Genomic DNA, 14,651 nt, shown 5'->3' on the forward strand with positions numbered 1-14,651 from the left:
GCAGGGCACCGGCCGGGGAGGTCCGCCGCCCCGGCCGGTGCGTGTCGCGCCTCAGATGTGTCCCGTGCCCGCCCCGGCGAGGACGGCGGCCTTGACCGTGTCCGCGCTCTGCGCGGTGTAGCCGTAGTACGTGCCGGGTTCCTGGACCGTCCCACCGATCGTGCCGGGCGCGCTCTCGCCGATGAAGAGGTTGCCGCGGGCCACGATGCGGCCCTTCGGGCCGGCGTAGTCGATGGCGTACGCCTCCTCGGTGTCCTCGAACACGTTGTGCTCGATCACGCAGCCGGCCGACGCCTGGCAGGCGACGCCGATGTCGGTGTTGTAGAGGAAGTAGTTGTTGAACACGTGCACCGGCTCACCGAAGCGCACCCGGGGGTTGCGTTGCGGGGTGCGGTCGAAGAAGTTGTGGTGGTAGGTCACCTTGAGCTGGCCGGTGTCCTGCGCGCCGTTGCCGTCGTCGTGCCCGAGCAGCATGTTCTTCGTGTGGTGGTGCGTGTGGTTCCAGGACACCGTGACGTAGCTCGAGCCGCGCTTGATGTCCACGAGGCCGTCGTAGCCGCGCGACAGGTCGTTGTGGTCGATCCAGACGTGGTGGCTGAACATCTGCACGTTGATGGCGTCGTCGGGGGTACCGGTGAAGACCAGGTTCCGGATGATGACGTTGTGCACCGCGTCGGCCGGTGGTGCTGTCACCGCGTCGTCGACCGGCAGCCCGATGTTGAGCCCGCCGCCGGTGAGCCCCGAGGCGGCGCCGATGCCGAGGATCGTCTTGTCCGACGTCACGTCGTGCATCGGGCCGGGCAGCGTGATGACGCCGTTGACCCGGATGATCAGCGGCCCCGGGCGGGCGATCGCGGCCAGGAACGCGGTGGCGTCGCCGACCGTCACGGTCGGTCCCCCGCAGCCGCCGGTCGTGCCGTTCTGCCCCCAGGCGTTCACCGCGGCGAACCCGACGACCACCGGCGGGTCGGTGCACTCGCCGGGCGGGTCCGTGGGCTGTGACGGCGTCGGCGACGAGCTGGGCGGGGCGCCCGGCGCGGTATCGGCGGTGACGTCGTCGAAGGTGGCGCTCGCATACGTGGTGAGCAGCCCCAGCCGGCCGGCGGTGAACGTGGTGTCGGTAGCCGTGACGACCTGCGCGCCGTCGACGAGCCCGCGCAGGGTCGCGCCGGCCACCTCCAGGCGCACGGTGGCCCACGTGCCGGCCGGCACGGACGCGACCCCGGTCGCGATGGTGCTCGTCGTGCCGCCGACCCGCTTGACCAGCCGGGCCTGGCCGCCGGTGAGGGCGAGCGCGTAGTAGTTGCCGCTGCTCTGGGCGCGGGCGATCACACCGACGGACTGGCCGTTGTACGCGATCGGCCTGACCCTGGCCTGCACGGCGTAGTCGGTCCAGGTGCTCGCCCCGGCGAACGCCCGGGCGTCGCTGCTGGTGCCGGCCTGGCGCAGCGCGCGGGAGCCGTCGGTCACGACCGACCAGCTGCCGCCCGACTTGGACCAGCCGTTGGTGTTGCCGTCCTCGAAGTCGTCGGCGAACAGCGGCGCGCCGAGCGCGGCGCCGGCAGCGCCGACGACCACGGCCGCGACGAGCGTCACGGCCGCGGCGGCGCCGACGCCGCGGCTGGAGATGGGCATGGTGAGCTGCACGGGTAGCCTCCCGGTGCTGGAACGGCGGGAGCGGGCGGGCGGCACCGCGACGGGGGCGGCACCGCGCCGCCGGCTCATGAGTGAACTTGGCGGAGCTCCTCAGGAAAGGCCTTTCCTGAACAGACGCTAAGCCCCTTTATCGAAACCCGTCAACGAAAAACGTTCGCAGGAAAGTTGCAGCGCCCGGCCCGTGCGGTGCTCAGCTCTCGTCGGCGAGCAGCTGCGCGGTGGGCAGGCGTTGCAGCAGGACCGCCGGGACGAGCGCGGCACCGGCGGCCAGGACGGCGCCGGCGGCGACCGCCCACGCGGCGGTGGTGAGCAGGCCGCCGGTGAGGTCGCCGACGAGCCATGCGGCACCGGCCACGCCGAGACCGGCGCCGAGCACGCCGCCGAGCACCCCGATGCCGAGACCCTCGGCGGCCACCAGGCGGCCCAGGGCCGCCGAGGTCCAGCCGGTGGCGCGCAGCGTGGCGAGCTCGGCGGCCCGGTCGCGGATGTTCAGGTAGAGCACGTCGGCGACGGCGAGCACGCCGAGCAGGACCGTGGCCACGGCCGCGATCGTGTCGACGGCCCTGACCCGCAGGGAGACCGCGTCGCCGAGGAGGGTGCCGACGATCGCGCCGTGGAAGGTGAACGTGATCGCGCCGAGCACGGTGGCCGCGGCGATGCCGATGGCGAGCGCGCCGGCGCCGAGCGCGGTCCGGCCCGGTACCCGCACCAGGTTGAGCAGGCCCATGCTGAGCGGGCCGCGGGGCCGCCCGGCGCGGCGGGGCCGGGTGACCGCGGGGCGCAGGCCGGCCGCGGGGCGTGCCCGGGCCGCACCGAGCGCCGGCAGCAGCCCGGCCACCAGTGACAGCACGACCGCGGTCGGCACCGCCAGCAGCGCCTGCGTCCACGTGGTGCGCACGTCCAGCAGCGCGCCGAGCGGGGCGGCGAGGGCGAGGGCGCCGAGGCCGGCGACGGCGCCGATGGTGGCGACCTCGCCGAGGACGGCGGCGAAGACGCGGTGCGCGGGCCAGCCGAGCGCGGAGAGCGTCGCCAGCTCCGTGCGGCGGTCGCGGACCCCGGCGGTGACGGCGTTGGCCAGGAAGAGCGCGCACACGACGAGGACCAGCACGAACAGCACGGCGCTCTTGCGGTCCACGGCGGTGATGATGTTCGCGGCGACGCCCTTCTTCACCCAGTGCTCGGTGACGCGCAGCTCGGGGCGCTGGTACCGGCCGGCGGCCAGGGTCACGGTCTGCGGGGCGGGCGAGGAGCCGTACGTGATGTCGACGTCGAGCCCGGTGCGCGCGGCGATGTCCTCCGCGACCAGCCGGACCCGCTCGCGGGAGGTGGCGGAGAAGCCGTGCACCCCGGCGACCCGGACCCGCACCGCGCTCAGCGGCGCGGCCTTGTCGGTGCCCCGCGTGTCGTCGAGCAGGTCCGGCAACGCGTCGAGACCCATCAGCATCATCGGCGGCGAGGACAGGTAGCCGGCCGGGTTGGCGCCCGGGGCGAGCGGGCGGCCGCCGAGCAGGTCGCGGGTGTGCTGGTCGGCGCCGACGACCAGCGGCGGCTCGTAGGTCTCCATCGGCACCCGGCTGAGCGGGTTGAACGTGGTGAGCCGCTGCGGGTCGAACGTGCCGACGACGCCGAGCTCGGTCTTCGTCATGTCGCCGTAGACGCGCACCGACACGTTGTGCACCGTGCGGAAGGAGGTGTCGTCGATCTGCCACGGCGCCGGGAAGCCGAACGTGTGCGGCAGCAGGTAGGCGACCGGGTCGTAGGGCACCGGGACCGCGGTGAGCCCGCCGTCCGGGGACTGCAGGTAGGTGACGCCGCCGATCTGCAGCAGCCACTCATGGCTGTACACGAAGCTGAAGCCGTTGCCCTCGCGCTCCATCTCGGTGCTGGTCGTGTGCTTGTAGGCCGCGTCGGTGTCCAGCAGCTCCTCGCGGAGCCGGGCCGCGGGCGCGGCGGCCAGCGCGGCGAGCGTGGCGCCCGGGTCACCGGACGGCAGCGGGCCGTCGATGCGCGCCCGGGACATCGCGACGGCCGCCGTGGTGTCGGCGTACCGGCGCGACGTGGCCAGCACCGGGACGATTTTGCTCGCTGGCGAGCCGGCCGCCGGGCTGACCGTGCGGGCCGGCGCGTCGCTCAGGAACGTGCCCTGGGTGGCGCCCCGCAGCCCGACGAGCCGGTCCTCGGCCTGCGGGTCGACGGCGGCGACGAGCATCGGCTCGTGCCACGCCACGGTGATGACCAGCCGGTCCTGCGGCGGTTGCCTACTCCCGATCCCGGTGTCGAACGTGCCGTCGGCGCGCAGGCCGACCACGAACACGTCCTGCGTGGTGGCGTCGGTGACCTGCCCCTGCTCGGGGAACGGGCACAGCGGCCGGCCGTCCTCCAGCGCCCCGAAGTTGCCGCCGCAGAACTCCTTGAACGGCATCGTCCGCCCGCCCGGGAACACCACGTCGGAGCCGGCGGAGGTGGGCCAGGCCACGTCGTGCTTCGTCACGTACACGTAGACCGGGGTGGCCGGTGCCCGGCTGAGGCCGCGGTCGGCCAGCAGCGTCCGGTCGACCCGGATGACCTGCCGGTCGAGCGCGCGGTCGACGAGGTCGGTGATGTCGACCGGCGCGCCGACCGCGGCGTTGACCGTGCCGGCCATGGCGATCGGCGCCGCGACGTCGACCCCGGGCACCGCGCGGATCTTCGCCCAGTCGTCCATGGTGATGCCGCCGTAGATGCCGGAGACGGCGTTGGGCCGCAGCAGCGCCCGGTCGTCCTCCAGCGGCAGCCGGCTGCCGCGCGGGCGCACCAGGATGTCATAGGCGGCCCGCACGTTGGCGTCGACGGTGCCGGTGACCTGCAGCCGCGCCGTGGCGGTGGCACCGGTCAGCACGGTGAAGCCGGTGGTGGCGGTGAGCACTCCGACGAGGAGTGCCACCGCTCGCCCCGCCCGCCCCCGAAGATGTGCCCAGACGAATCGGATCACGCCGCCACTGTCGCCCATACATTGTCACAATGCAAGCCCCGTTCGGTCCGGGTTCGCCGTGAGGGTCGGCGCCCGGGTGGGTACGACCACAGCCGTGACCACACGCATCGAACCCGACGACGACGTGACCAGGCTGCGCGCCGACATCGCCCGGACCAGAGCCGGCCTCGCCGGCAGCGTCGACGCGCTGGCCGCCCGCCTCGACGTGCCCGGCCGGGCCCGCGACGCCGCGGCCCGGCGGGTCGCGCCGGTGCGCCGGCTCGCCGGCGGCGCCGTCTCCACCGCCACCGGCGCGACCGGCAGGGTGGTCTCCGCGGCCGCGACGGCGACCGGGGCCGCCTGGGGAGTGGCGCAGGGGCTCGCCCGCGACGGCGCGGGGCTCGGCGTCGCCCTGGCCCGCTGGGGCACGGACAGCCTGGGCCACGTCGTACGGGCGTTCACGCGCCGCGGGTGACGTCCGCGCCGCCGCCGGGCGCGGACGGCACGGGCCACGTCGCGCAGGCGTTCACGCGGCGCGGGTGACGTCCCCGCCGCCGGTGGCCGGGAAGGTCGACGGGTGGGAGCACCCTCGCGCGCACCGTCGCCGGCAGGGCTCGGCCGCCGGCTCGCCGTCGAGCTGATCGGCACGTTCTGGCTGGTGTTCGCCGGCTGCGGCACGGCCGTGCTCAGCGCGCGCTTCGACGACATCGGCGCCGGGCTGCTCGGCGTAGCGCTGGCGTTCGGGCTGGCCCTGCTGACCGCGGCGTACGCCTTCGGCCACATCTCCGGCGGCCACTTCAACCCGGCGGTCACGGTCGCGCTGTGGCTCGGCCGCCGCACCAGGGCCGCCGACGTGGTGCCGTACGTGCTCGTCCAGGTGGTCGCCGCCCTCGCCGCGGCGGCGGTGCTGCTGGCCGTCGCCGAGGGCCGGGCCGGGTTCAGCCTGGACCGCGAGGGCCTGGCCACCAACGGCTACGGCACGGACTCCCCCGGCGGGTACAACCTCGGCGCCGCCCTGCTCGTCGAGTCCGTCCTGACCGCGGTGTTCGCGCTGGTGGTCCTCGGTGCCACCGACCTGCGGGCACCGCGCGGCACCGGCCCTCTCGCCATCGGCCTGACGCTCACCGTCATCCACCTGGTGAGCATCCCGGTCACGAACACGTCGGTGAACCCGGCCCGCTCGACCGGCCCCGCCCTCGTCGCCGGCGGCGCCGCCCTGTCGCAGCTGTGGCTGTTCTGGGTGGCGCCGATGATCGGCGCGGTCGCCGCCGGGATCGGCTACCGGTACGTGACCGGCGGCACCGGTACGGTAGAGGCGGCCGCCGAGGCACAGGACGTCGACGACCGCCCCGGCTGACCCCCGGGCCGGCTCACCGGGCCCGGGTGCGCACCGCAGCCGGCGCTGCGGTGGGCACGGCGCCGGACCCGGCCGCGCGCACGATGCGGCGGAACGTCGGGCACTGCATGTGGCTCGGTGCGGGGCAGGCGGCCGCGTGGCGCAGCGAGTCGCGCAGCACGGTGAGCCGGCCGATGGTGCCGTCCAGCTCGTCGGCCTTCGCCGCGAGCATCCCCCGGTCGAGGTGCGGCTGCCCGTCGGGGCCGAACATGCGCGCGATCTCGTCGAGGGAGAAGCCCGCGGTGCGGCCCAGGGCGATCAGGGCCAGCCGCTGCAGGACCCCGGGCTCGAACTGGCGGCGCAGCCCCACCCGGCCGGCCGAGGCGATCAGCCCTCTCTCCTCGTAGTAGCGCAGGGTCGAGGCGGGCACGCCGGCGCGGCGCGCGACCTCGGCGATGTCCAGGTGCGTCATGCGGTTGACCTCAAGTCGGCTTGAAGTGACACCGTCGCATCCCGGACGGGGTCCCCGCAACCACAGGAGACGCAGATGAACCAGACGGCACGCTGGAGCGGCACCGCCGGGCAGGCCTGGATCGACGCGCAGGCCATGCTGGACGAGCTGTTCCGGCCGTTCGAGGACCTGCTGGTCGCCGAGGTCGCCGGGCTCGGCGCCGGCCGGGTGCTCGACGTCGGCTGCGGCACCGGCGCCACCACGGTCGCGATCGCCCGGCGGACCGGCACCGGCGGCTGCGTGGGCGTCGACATCGCCGAGCCGATGGTCGCCGCGGCCCGGGCGCGCGCCGCACGCGACGGCGTGCGGGTGACGTTCGTGCACGCCGACGCGCAGGAGCACGCGTTCCCGGCGGCCGGGTTCGACGCGGTCGTCTCCCGCTTCGGCGTGATGTTCTTCACCGACCCGGTGCGCGCCTTCGCCAACCTGCGCCGGGCCGCGGTGCCCGGCGCCGCCCTGCGCGCCGTCGTGTGGCGCGACGCGGCGCAGAACCCGTTCATGACCACCGCGGAGCGGGCCGCCGCGCCGCTGCTGCCCGACCTGCCGGCCCGCCGCCCGGACGAGCCCGGACAGTTCGGGTTCGCCGCCCCGGCGCGGGTGCGGGCCGTCCTGTCCGGCGCCGGCTGGACCGGCGCCCGCCTGCGGCCGGTCGACGTCGCGTGCGTGCTGCCGGGGCGCGACCTGGAGCACTACTTCACCAGGCTCGGCCCGCTCGGCCTGGTCCTGGGCCGGGCCGACGCCGCCACCCGGGCCCGCGTCGTGGACACGGTGCGGGCCGCCTTCGACCCGTACGTGCACGGCGACGAGGTCCGCTTCACCGCCGCCTGCTGGCAGGTCGACGCCGAGGCGCCGGCCGGGTGAACCCGCCCTAACATCGACGGGTGGACATCTTCGACGCCGCGGACGGCACCCGGCTCGCGTACCGCCGCGTGGGCACCGGCAGCCCGCTGATCTGCCTGCCCGGCGGGCCGATGCGGGCCGGCGCGTACCTCGGCGACCTCGGTGGCCTGCCGGCGCACCACACGCTGATCCTGCTCGACCTGCGCGGCACCGGCGGGTCGGCGGTGCCCCGGGACCCGGCCACCTACCGGTGCGACCGGCTCGCCGCGGACGTCGAGGCGCTGCGGATCCGGCTCGGCCTCGACCGGGTCGACCTGCTCGGCCACTCCGCCGGGGCCGCGGTCGCGCTGCTGTACGCGGTGCGCCACCCCGACCGGATCGGCCGCCTGGTGCTGCTGAACCCGTCGCCGCGGGTGGTCGGTATCGAGGTCACCGACGCCGACCGGCGGGAGGTCGCCGAGCGGCGCCGCGGCGAGCCGTGGTTCCCCGACGCGTACGCCGCGTTCGAGCGGATCTGGGCGGGCACGCCGGAGCCCGCCGACTGGACGGCCGTCACCCCGTTCACCTACGGCCGGTGGGACGACGCCGCCCGCGCCGACGCCGACGCCGCCGACGGGCAGCGCAACGACGCCGCCGCGGCCGCGTACTACCCCGGCGTCGACGTGTCGGCGGTCCGGGCCGCGCTCGCCGGCCTGCGGGCCCGGGTGCTGCTGGTCGCCGGCGAGCACGACGTCGCCCTGCCGCCGAAGCGGGCCGCCGAGTACGCGGGCCTGTTCCCGCACGCCGAGGTCGCCGTCCAGCCCCGCGGCGGGCACTCGCCGTGGCTGGACGACCCGGCGTGGCTCGCCACCACCGTGGCCGCCTTCCTGCGCTGAAACCGGTCCGGACCGGCACCCCGGCGGGAGTTGACGCGGGTTTGTACGGTGACGACCGCTTGTGGCGGGTCACCCCCCGCCGGGATCAGCCGAGAAGGAGCACACATGAAGCGCCTGGCGCTTTCGACATTGTTGGTGGCGGTACTGGGCACGGCGCTCGCCGGTTGCGGTGAGGACGCCGCGGACACCCCCGCCGCGCAGAGCACGCAGCAGAGCACGCAGCAAGCCACGCAGCAGGCCGGGCAGGACAGCACCTACCCGAAGACCGACGAGGGCGCCAAGGCGCTGCTGCAGGCGCTGCCGAAGGACCCCGCGCTGGTCCGCAAGCTGAAGCCGACGACCGAGGACTACCAGGCGCTGTTCGCCGGCGACGTCGCGACGAAGGCCGAGCGGTTCTACGCGACGAACCTGTGGAACGGTGACGCCAAGGTCGGCGGCGACGCCGCGCAGACGGAGCTGAAGCTGTTCAAGGCCACCAGCGAGGAGATCCGGTCCTGGTCCTCGGCGGTCGAGGCGAACTTCCCCGGCGGCTACCAGCAGATCGGGCCGCACCTGAAGCCCGGGCTCACCTGGTACCGGTGGAAGTACACCGAGCCGGGCAAGGACACCGGCATGGCGTACGAGGGCCTCGTGCACGTCAACGGGCACTGGGTGTGGGCGCCGAAGCCTTGGAAGGCCCTGGAGGGCTGACCGCGGTCGCGGGGGCCGGTAGGCTACGCGGGCCGGCCCCCCGCGACGTGAGGCAGATGACGCATGGACGAGCGGGAGACGCTGGACTGGCAGACGTTCGGGGACGCCTCGCGCGGTCTGGCCCAGGCGGTCGCCGACGACGGGTTCCGGCCCGACGTGGTGCTGTGCGTCGCCCGTGGCGGGCTGCTGCTGGCCGGCGCGCTGGGATACGCGCTGGACGTCAAGCGCCTGGTGATGATGAACGTGCTGTACTACACCGGTGTCGACGAGCGCCTCGACGCGCCGGTGGTGCTGCGGCCCACGCCCGACGGTGAGGACCTCGCCGGGGCCCGGGTGCTCATCGTCGACGACGTCTCCGACACCGGCGCCACGCTGCGGGTGGTCCGCGACTTCTGTGCCGTGCACGCGGCCGACGTGCGCTGCGCCGTGCTGTACGAGAAGCCGCAGACGGTGGTGCGGTGCGAGTACGTGTGGCGCCGCACCGACCGCTGGATCAACTTCCCGTGGTCGAGCGAGCCGCCGGTCGTCGCCGCCTGACGGGCCCGGTCACGACAGGCTGCGGGTGCGTCGCAGCGCCTGCTGCAGCTGCTGGAGCAGCTCGGCGGCGGTGAAGGGCTTGCGCAGCAGCGGGTCGTCGGTGAGGGTGCGGCCGCCGGGCAGGTTGCCGGCGGTGTAGCCGGACATGTAGAGCACCGGCAGCTGCGGGCGCAGCAGGCGGGCGGCTACGGCCAGCTGCGGCCCGGCGATGTCGGGCATGATGACGTCGGTGAGCAGCGCGTCGACGGTGAAGGCGGGGTCGGCGCACAGGTCGATCGCGGCGGCGGCCGACGCGGGGGCGGTGACCCGGTAGCCGGCCCTCGTCAGGATCCGCACGACGATGTCGCGGACGTCGCCGTCGTCCTCGACGACGAGGATGTGCCCGCCGGCCTCCTCGACGGTGCCGGGCCCGTCGTCGGCGGCGCCGGCCGCGGTGGCGGGCGGGTCCGACGACGGCAGCAGGACCGTGATGGTGGTGCCGCGGCCGGGCACGCTGTCGATGTGGATGTCGCCGCCGGCCTGGGTGACGACGCCGTACGCGGTGGCGAGCCCGAGGCCGGTGCCGTTGCCGGGGCCCTTGGTGGTGAAGAACGGCTCGAACGCGCGCGCCACGACCTCGGTCGGCATGCCGCAGCCGGTGTCGGTGACGGTGAGGCTGACCGTGCCCGGTGCCGGCGCCACGCCCGCGCCGCCGGCCGCTGCGGGCCTGCCGGGCAGCGGCGGCAGCAGGTGCCTGGTGGTGACGGTGAGCCGGCCGCCGTCGCTCATCGCGGCCCGGGCGTTGACGACCAGGTTCACGATGACCTGCTCGAGCTTGCTGCGGTCGATCGTCACCGGCGGCAGGTCCGGGTCGAGGTCGGTGGTGAACGTGATGTCCTCGCCGATGGTGCGCTGCAGCAGCTGTTCGGTGTCGGCGACGACCTGGTTGAGGTCGAGGACCTCCGGCTGTGACGGTTCGAGGCGGCTGAAGATGAGCAGCTGCCGGGTGAGCGCGGCGGCGCGTTCGGCGGCGTGGCTGATCCGCACGATGTCGGGGTGGCAGGGGTGCGACTCGCCGAGGGCCTCGGTGATGTCGGTGGCGTACGCGGTGATGATGGCGAGCAGGTTGTTGAAGTCGTGGGCGATGCCGCCGGCGAGGTGGCCGAGGGAGTCGAGCCGCTCCGCCTGGCGCAGCTCGTGGTCGAGGCGCTGCTGCTCGGTGACGTCGCGCAGGGTCCCCTCGACCGCGACGGGCTCGCCGTCGGCGTCGGTGATGAGGATGGCTCGCTGCTCGATCCACAGCCGCCGGCCGTCGGGGTGGTGCGCCCGCAGGATCTGCGGCGCCCGCCGCGGCCGCAGCCACGAGCCGGTGAACGCCTCGCGGTCCTCGTCGTCGATGATCGCGGCGAGCAGGGCCGGGTTCGCGTACACCTCGGCGGGTTCGTGGCCGGTGATGCTGGTGATGGCCGGGCTGATGTACTCCAGGCCGCGGTCGGGCCGCAGCCGGAACCGGAAGATGATGTCGATGGCGTGCTCGGCGAGGAGCCGGAAGCGTTGCTCGCTGTCGCGCAGCGCCGCCTCCGCGGCCCGCCGCTGCCGCCGCTCGCCGGCTTCGCGCAGCTCGCGCTGCACCGCGGGCACGAGCCGGCTGGCCCGGTCCTTGAGCACGAAGTCGCTGGCGCCGGCCTTCATCATGGCGGCCGCGATCTCCTCGCCGACCTGCCCGGACACGAGGATGAACGGCGCGTCGCCGCCGTTCTCGCGCAGGGTCCGCAGCGCCTCCTCGGCGGTGAAGGCCGGCAGGTTGTAGTCGGAGATGACCAGGTCGGGCGGGTGCGCGTCGAGCGCGGCGCGGAACTGCTCGGCGGTGGTGACGATGTCGGCGGCGAGGTCGAGGCCGCCGCGGTGCAGCCGGGTCACGATGAGCCGGGCGTCGTCGGGGTCGTCCTCCACGATCAGGACACGGGTCTGCGGCATCAGCGGCTGCCGGGGCGGGCCGGGACGGGTTCGTTGACCACCAGCCAGTACCGCCCGAGGATGTTGGCGGCGTCGACGAAGTCCGCGAAGACGACGGGTTTGCGCACGTAGCTGTTGGCGCCGAGGCGGTAGCTCTCGACGATGTCGCGCTCTTCGCTGGAGGTGGTGAGCACCACCACCGGCAGCGGCTGGGTGACCGGGTCCGCGCGGATGCGCCGCAGCACCTCGAGGCCGTCGTACCGGGGCAGCTTCATGTCGAGCAGGATCAGCGCGGGGCGCAGGGGCGCGCCGCCGTCGCTGGGGTGCAGCAGGTCGATCGCGGCGGCGCCGTCGGACGCGACGACGACCCGGTTGCGGATGTTGTTCTTCGTGAAGGCCCGCAGGGTGAACGTGACGTCGTCGGGGTTGTCCTCGACGAGCAGGATGACCCCGTCGTTCATGTCGTCTCCGGTACGGGCACCGCCCGGTCCTCGCGCCGGGGGGCGAGCGTGAACCGGAACACCGCACCGGACCCGACCGTGCCCTCGGCCCAGATCCGGCCGCCGTGGCGGGTGACGATGCGGTGCACGATCGCCAGCCCGATGCCGGTGCCCTCGAAGTCGGTGACGGCGTGCAGGCGCTGGAACGGCTCGAACAGCTTGCCGGCGAAGCGCATGTCGAACCCGGCGCCGTTGTCGCGCACGTACAGCACGCCGCGGTCCTCGGCGCCGACCTCGATGACGGCGTCGTCGCGTCTCGAGGTGAACTTCCACGCGTTGCCGAGCAGGTTCTGCAGCACGAGCCGGACGAGGTCGGCGTCGCCGGCGGCGGCGAGCCCGTCGGCGACGGTGACCCGCACCCGCCGGTCGGGTTCGACGGCGCGCAGCTCGGCGGCGACGTCGCGGGCGATGGCGGTGACGTCGACGGGTCCGCGGCGCAGCTCGGTGCGGGTGGCCCGGGACAGGTCGAGCAGGTCGTCGATCATCGTGGCCATCCGCGCCACGTTCGCCTGCAGCCGTCGCAGGTACTCGCGGCCCTCGTCGTCGAGCCGGTCGCCGTAGTCCTCCAGCAGCAGCTGGCTGTAGCCGTCGAGGGAGCGCAGCGGCGCCCGCAGGTCGTGCGACACCGAGTACGCGAACGCGTCGAGCTCCCGGTTGGAGGCGCGCAGCTCCGCGGTGCGGTGCAGGACGCGGTCCTCCAGCTCGGCGTTGAGCTGCCGCACCTGCTCCTCGGCGCGTTTGCGTTCGGTGATGTCGGTGGAGATGCCGCAGACCGCGTACGGCGCGCCGTCGGCGCCGATGAGCGGGAACTTGACGGTGACGTACGTGTGCGGGCCGTCCTCGCCGGGTGCCTCCTCCTCCATCTGCACCGGCCGGCCGTGCCGCGCCGCCTGCAGGTCGTTGGCGCGGAACGCGTCGGCCACGTCGGCGGGGAACAGGTCGTGGTCGGTGAGGCCGACGATCGCGTCCCGGCGCACCTCGAACAGCCGCTCGTACTCGCGGTTGACCAGCATGTACCGGCCGTCGAGGTCGCGCATGTAGATGACCGCGGAGGTGTTGTCGATGAGCGCCAGCAGCTGGTCGTGCCCGACCCGCGGGTCGTGGCCGGCGGCCGCGGTGGCGTTCACGACGCGTCCGGCGGCCGGCCGCCGCCGGAGCCGCCGGCGGGTGGGCGTGGCCGTACCAGCGCCGCGGACGGCGGATCGGACGGCGGCGGGGACGGCGGGGCGAACCGTACCCGCGGCGGTTGGGTGCGGCGCAGCGCGTCGACGCCGGCGAGGGACTCCAGGTCGGCGGTCGGCAACCGGCGCAGGGCGCGCAGCGGGTGCCGGCCCCGCAACCGCACCAGCCGCTCCAGCGTGCGCTCGTCCATGCCGGTGGTGCCGCGGCGGTTGGAGACCACACCGGTGTCGCCGGCGCCGGTGCGGTCCCGGTCGCGTTGCGGCGCGAACAGGTACTTCTTGGCCAGCATGAGGTGCGCGCTGGAGACCCGCGCGTGCGCGCGCAGCACCAGGTAGAGCGCGGCGAGCGCCGGGCAGGACCCGAGCAGCGCCCGCAGCCCGGCCGGCGACCGCCCGGACAGGTCGGTGCCGGCGCCCAGCCGCGCCAGCAGCATCCGCGGCAGCCCGGGCCGGTCCATGACGGCCGTGAGCCGGTCCCACTCCCCGGCGAGCAGGCCGGGGCGCAGCCGGGCGAGGTGCGCGCGGTGGCCGGGCAGGTCGATGCCGAGCAGCAGGTCACGTTCGATGGCCTCGGGGTCCAGCGCGCCGCTGGGCGGCACGTCGCCGGGGCGCCAGTGCACGGCGAACTGGCGGAAGACGTCCATGAAGTGCCCGGCCCGCAGCCCGTCGCCGGCCGGCAGCGCGGCGAAGCCGGTGTTGAGCCGGCGCAGCGCGTCCAGCAGCTCCGCGGCGACCCCGAGCCGGTGCACCGCGTCCGCGCCGCAGACGTCGACGCTCTCCTCGGCGATGGGGGCGAGCGCGAGGTTCACCGCCCGCTCGTACGTCTCGGACAGCTTGATCAGCTCGAAGAACCCGGTCTCGTCGCGTTCGCCGGTGTACGTGCGCACCTGCCCGTCGTCGAACACGCCCGGCAGGGTGGCCAACCGGGCCTCGCCCCACCAGACCTCGGTCGCGGGGAGGTTCCACCGGGTCAGCGAGGCGTACGCGTCCCGGTCGGGGTGGCCGGCACCGGTCTGCTCGGCCAGGCCGGTGAAGTAGTCGAGGAACGGCACGCACGCCTCGCCGACGGGCAGGTCGAACGCCCGCTCGGGCCGCCGCCGGTGTGCGGTGTCCCGCTCCTGGTGGTGCCGGCCGAGGGCGGCGCCGGCGAGGCCGAGCAGCACGACGAGCCGCCGCGCCTCCAGCGGGGTGCACCGCTGCGGCGCGGCCGGCAGGCCGGCCAGGGCCGCGGTGACCGCGACCGGGAACTCACCGGGCGGCCGGCGCCCGGCGATGATGTCGCGGTTGAGCTCCGGCATCGGCCCGCTGACCCAGGCCGCCACCGCCGGCACGCCCGAACCTACGCGCAGCGCAGTCGCATGACTACGCTCGGTATGCACCTGAGCAACGTACCACGCACGGGCGGCGGAGCACCGGTATCCGGTCCCCCGCCGCCGCGCCGCGGTCAGGGGTTGGTGTCGCCCTGGCCCGTGTGCTGCTGGGCATAGTCGACGCCCTTGTCGACCTGCTCGTCGTACTTGCCGCCGGTGCGCCGGTCGACCTGCTCGCCGGCCTTCTCCGCGGCCTTGTCGATCTGCTCGTCGTGCTGGTCGGCGAAGTCCTTCGCCCGGTCCATGAAGTCGTTCATCGGTGTGCTCCCA

General features: G+C 74.7%; 14 protein-coding genes. 6 read left to right on the top strand and 8 right to left on the bottom strand.

The features are described from left to right. Positions 1 to 51 precede the first annotated feature (51 nt). Both OP18_RS11065 and OP18_RS11070 read right to left on the bottom strand, forming a co-directional pair. Positions 52 to 1,647, bottom strand: a complete 1,596-nt coding sequence (locus OP18_RS11065) for a pectate lyase family protein (protein WP_245635338.1) — start codon at positions 1,645 to 1,647, stop codon at positions 52 to 54. A 199-nt stretch (positions 1,648 to 1,846) separates the two neighbouring features. Next, positions 1,847 to 4,579 (bottom strand): FtsX-like permease family protein, encoded by a 2,733-nt coding sequence (locus tag OP18_RS11070; RefSeq protein WP_162189771.1) that lies wholly within the window; start codon positions 4,577 to 4,579, stop codon positions 1,847 to 1,849. Between the two features lie 142 nt (positions 4,580 to 4,721). Here OP18_RS11070 and OP18_RS58610 point away from each other — a divergent pair, with 142 nt between their 5' ends. Together OP18_RS58610 and aqpZ are read left to right on the top strand one after the other, a co-directional pair. Beyond that, positions 4,722 to 5,081: a DUF3618 domain-containing protein gene (locus tag OP18_RS58610; RefSeq protein WP_033358727.1), complete on the top strand. Its 360-nt coding sequence runs from the start codon at positions 4,722 to 4,724 to the stop codon at positions 5,079 to 5,081. 102 nt (positions 5,082 to 5,183) lie between these two features. Continuing rightward, complete coding sequence (aqpZ, locus tag OP18_RS11080; RefSeq protein WP_052386528.1) at positions 5,184 to 5,963, top strand: aquaporin Z; 780 nt, start codon at positions 5,184 to 5,186, stop codon at positions 5,961 to 5,963. Positions 5,964 to 5,976: 13 nt separating this feature from the next. On the opposite strand, the gene OP18_RS11085 is transcribed toward aqpZ, so the two are convergent. After that, positions 5,977 to 6,414, bottom strand: coding sequence for a helix-turn-helix domain-containing protein (locus OP18_RS11085; RefSeq protein ID WP_033358728.1), 438 nt, complete (start codon positions 6,412 to 6,414; stop codon positions 5,977 to 5,979). Between the two features lie 75 nt (positions 6,415 to 6,489). Here OP18_RS11085 and OP18_RS11090 point away from each other — a divergent pair, with 75 nt between their 5' ends. The 4 genes from OP18_RS11090 (at position 6,490) to OP18_RS11105 (ending at position 9,395) form a co-directional block, all read left to right on the top strand. Next, entirely contained in the window at positions 6,490 to 7,314 is an 825-nt protein-coding gene (locus OP18_RS11090) for a class I SAM-dependent methyltransferase (RefSeq protein WP_033358729.1), read from the top strand. 20 nt (positions 7,315 to 7,334) lie between these two features. Further along, on the top strand, positions 7,335 to 8,168 hold the full coding sequence (locus tag OP18_RS11095) for an alpha/beta fold hydrolase (protein WP_033358730.1): 834 nt from the start codon (positions 7,335 to 7,337) through the stop codon (positions 8,166 to 8,168). Between the two features lie 105 nt (positions 8,169 to 8,273). Further along, positions 8,274 to 8,858: a hypothetical protein gene (locus OP18_RS11100; protein ID WP_156089439.1), complete on the top strand. Its 585-nt coding sequence runs from the start codon at positions 8,274 to 8,276 to the stop codon at positions 8,856 to 8,858. A gap of 63 nt (positions 8,859 to 8,921) precedes the next feature. Further along, on the top strand, positions 8,922 to 9,395 hold the full coding sequence (locus tag OP18_RS11105; RefSeq protein WP_033358732.1) for a phosphoribosyltransferase: 474 nt from the start codon (positions 8,922 to 8,924) through the stop codon (positions 9,393 to 9,395). 9 nt (positions 9,396 to 9,404) lie between these two features. Here OP18_RS11105 and OP18_RS11110 read toward each other — a convergent pair whose 3' ends face one another. The 5 genes from OP18_RS11110 to OP18_RS11130 form a co-directional block, all read right to left on the bottom strand. Continuing rightward, positions 9,405 to 11,351: a hybrid sensor histidine kinase/response regulator gene (locus OP18_RS11110; protein ID WP_033358733.1), complete on the bottom strand. Its 1,947-nt coding sequence runs from the start codon at positions 11,349 to 11,351 to the stop codon at positions 9,405 to 9,407. Then, the gene (locus tag OP18_RS11115; protein WP_033358734.1) at positions 11,351 to 11,791 is read right to left on the bottom strand and encodes a response regulator; all 441 of its coding nucleotides are present in this window, start codon (positions 11,789 to 11,791) and stop codon (positions 11,351 to 11,353) included. Before OP18_RS11115 ends, OP18_RS11110 begins: the two co-directional genes overlap by 1 nt. Next, positions 11,788 to 12,957, bottom strand: coding sequence for a sensor histidine kinase (locus OP18_RS52270; RefSeq protein WP_052386529.1), 1,170 nt, complete (start codon positions 12,955 to 12,957; stop codon positions 11,788 to 11,790). The genes OP18_RS11115 and OP18_RS52270 overlap by 4 nt, the downstream gene beginning before the upstream one ends. Beyond that, on the bottom strand, positions 12,954 to 14,342 hold the full coding sequence (locus OP18_RS11125; RefSeq protein ID WP_052386530.1) for a hypothetical protein: 1,389 nt from the start codon (positions 14,340 to 14,342) through the stop codon (positions 12,954 to 12,956). The genes OP18_RS52270 and OP18_RS11125 overlap by 4 nt, the downstream gene beginning before the upstream one ends. A gap of 113 nt (positions 14,343 to 14,455) precedes the next feature. Continuing rightward, complete coding sequence (locus OP18_RS11130) at positions 14,456 to 14,638, bottom strand: antitoxin (RefSeq protein WP_033358735.1); 183 nt, start codon at positions 14,636 to 14,638, stop codon at positions 14,456 to 14,458. Positions 14,639 to 14,651 lie beyond the last annotated feature (13 nt).

Source organism: Dactylosporangium aurantiacum (assembly GCF_000716715.1).
GTDB classification, from domain to species: Bacteria; Actinomycetota; Actinomycetes; order Mycobacteriales; family Micromonosporaceae; genus Dactylosporangium; species Dactylosporangium aurantiacum.

What these genes read in the sequence shown, in the direction of transcription:
- OP18_RS11110 (WP_033358733.1), bottom strand. Translation starts at nt 11,351, where the DNA reads ATGCCGCAGACCCGTGTCCTGATCGTGGAGGACGACCCCGACGACGCC.
- OP18_RS11130 (WP_033358735.1), bottom strand. Translation starts at nt 14,638, where the DNA reads ATGAACGACTTCATGGACCGGGCGAAGGACTTCGCCGACCAGCACGAC.
- OP18_RS11090 (WP_033358729.1), top strand. Translation starts at nt 6,490, where the DNA reads ATGAACCAGACGGCACGCTGGAGCGGCACCGCCGGGCAGGCCTGGATC.
- OP18_RS11100 (WP_156089439.1), top strand. Translation starts at nt 8,274, where the DNA reads ATGAAGCGCCTGGCGCTTTCGACATTGTTGGTGGCGGTACTGGGCACG.
- OP18_RS11115 (WP_033358734.1), bottom strand. Translation starts at nt 11,791, where the DNA reads ATGAACGACGGGGTCATCCTGCTCGTCGAGGACAACCCCGACGACGTC.
- OP18_RS11085 (WP_033358728.1), bottom strand. Translation starts at nt 6,414, where the DNA reads ATGACGCACCTGGACATCGCCGAGGTCGCGCGCCGCGCCGGCGTGCCC.
- OP18_RS11105 (WP_033358732.1), top strand. Translation starts at nt 8,922, where the DNA reads ATGGACGAGCGGGAGACGCTGGACTGGCAGACGTTCGGGGACGCCTCG.